Raw genomic sequence first — 574 nt, 5'->3', positions numbered from 1 at the left:
GTTGGCAAGCTGCCCGAAGGCAAGGCGCGCCCTGCCCGCTTCCGCCACCCGCTCGTCCCAAAGCGCCCTGCGTTGCGGTTCGAGACCGAGCGCCTTCACCGTCTTGATGCCGACGACGGTTTCGCCGAGCGCCGCCGCCTTCCAGGTCTCGGCATCGACCACTTGCTGGTAGCGGCGGCGCAACGGCGCGAGAAAGGCGAAGATGATCAACATAATCACGCCCGCGCAGGCAAGCACCATCCAGCCCAGCGTGGGGTTGATATAGAACATCACCGGGATCAGCACGCAGAGCGTGATCAGATCCAGGAACGTGCTGAGGAGTTTTCCGGTGAGGAATTCGCGGATGCGATAGATCTGCGCGAGATGGTACATCGTCTCGCCGGCCGGATGACGCTCGAAATAATCAAGCGGCAGACGCAGGAGCCTGCTGAAAACATGCAAGTTCAGTTTGGTATCCAGGCGGGCGCCGACGACGTTGATGATCAGCCGTCGGGCGTGACCGAGGAGCGTCTCGTAAACGAACAGGACGGCAATTGTGGCCGACAGGAGCACGAGGGTTGAAACGCTGTTGAAC

At 61.3% G+C, this 574-nt stretch carries 1 protein-coding gene; it reads right to left on the bottom strand.

Annotated elements, in window-relative coordinates; genetic code table 11:
* On the bottom strand, positions 1 to 574 hold a 574-nt coding region (locus EN949_RS35575), incomplete at both ends, for an ABC transporter transmembrane domain-containing protein (protein ID WP_281039804.1).

The sequence above is a fragment of the Mesorhizobium sp. M7A.F.Ca.US.007.01.2.1 genome (assembly GCF_003998165.1).
GTDB lineage: Bacteria > Pseudomonadota > Alphaproteobacteria > Rhizobiales > Rhizobiaceae > Mesorhizobium > Mesorhizobium ciceri.
This window is presented reverse-complemented; position numbering and strand designations above follow the sequence as displayed.